Source organism: Candidatus Symbiopectobacterium sp. NZEC135 (genome assembly GCF_025962695.1).
In genome coordinates this window covers 1-1,100 of sequence record NZ_JAGFPF010000639.1, presented here as the reverse complement: position 1 = coordinate 1,100, position 1,100 = coordinate 1, and the positions used below count along the sequence as shown (strand labels likewise).

Annotated in this window: 2 protein-coding genes; both read right to left on the bottom strand. The window is 50.5% G+C overall.

Annotation, left to right across the window (positions count from 1 at the left end; genetic code table 11):
- Positions 1-116: 116 nt before the first annotated feature.
- Entirely contained in the window at positions 117-419 is a 303-nt protein-coding gene (locus tag J5224_RS29380) for a TrbM/KikA/MpfK family conjugal transfer protein (RefSeq protein WP_264628600.1), read from the bottom strand.
- Positions 420-432: 13 nt separating this feature from the next.
- A partial coding sequence (locus tag J5224_RS29375) for a CpaF/VirB11 family protein (RefSeq protein ID WP_264628599.1) occupies positions 433-1,100 on the bottom strand: 668 nt, incomplete at its 5' end.

Here is a 1,100-nt window from a genome sequence, read left to right as displayed (position 1 = left end):
ATCGCTACGAGCGTGTCCTGATAACACTGGCGAGTCTCTTTAACGCTGTTTTTATCCAGAGTAAATCCACGTCTGGCTGGTTAGCCGGGTTTTGTCATGATGGTTATTTCTCCTGGTTAACCCCGCAGACGGCCTAATCGCGTGATTATCTGGCGGATAATGGCCGGGTCTGCGGATGCGCATTCCGCTAAATAGGCCTGGCGCGCCTCAGCGGTGGCAGCGGGCAGAGATCCCCAGCGGCTCTTTTTCACAATATTGAAAAAGGCCCGCTCGGCGGTGTGGCATTCACTGCCGGTATCGCTTCCGGTTATTTTTCCGTACAGGCATAACACCGTTTCACAGGCATCAGCGGCGAAAGCCGATGAAGTAAATAATGTGGACGTGCAAAAAATAATCGTGGATAGGGTGTGTTTCTGCATAGTGTTTTCCTTATTAAGATGGGTGCGTGTTGTTGATGGTGTCCTTCATTTCTTTCAGGTGCAGCGGTTTGAAATAGATATCGCCCATGCGGCGAATATCACCGTCGATATTCACGCTGACGATAATATCGACACTGTTAAGCACCTTGCGCAGCAGTACATCAAACGGGATGTTGTGGCAGTCGGGGTTTTCGTAGCAGCGATCGATGATCCCTTCAATACATTCTCTGGGGCTGCCGGCATGCAGTGAGGTCATCAGTCCCTGATGGCCTGAGCCGATTATTTTTAATGCGTCCCAGGCTTCCTTGCCGCGTATTTCTGCCAGCAGGATCCGGTCTGGATTCATGCGGTAATTGGCTCGAATCAACCTGCCGGGAGTAATGATCGCCTCCTCTCCGGCATCTGCCGGGTAAAACAGGTGCACATAATTGGTGTGGCGATAAAACTTGATTTCCGGATTGTCTTCGAGGGTGATCAGCCTGAGGTGCAGCGGAATATAGTGCAGCAACATTTTCATGTAGGTGGTTTTACCTGAACCGGTTTCACCGACAATAAAAAGGGTCTTGCCGTATTCCACCGCCTTTTCCATAAAACGGGGAATATCGCCCCGCTGATAGTATTGCGTCAGTGCATCATCGCGACTTTCCGTCTGCTGCTTATTGGTTACCCGGTGATAAAACC

Bases quoted from the DNA above. Each gene is read 5' to 3' on its own strand.
- J5224_RS29380 (WP_264628600.1), bottom strand. From the start codon at position 419: ATGCAGAAACACACCCTATCCACGATTATTTTTTGCACGTCCACATTA.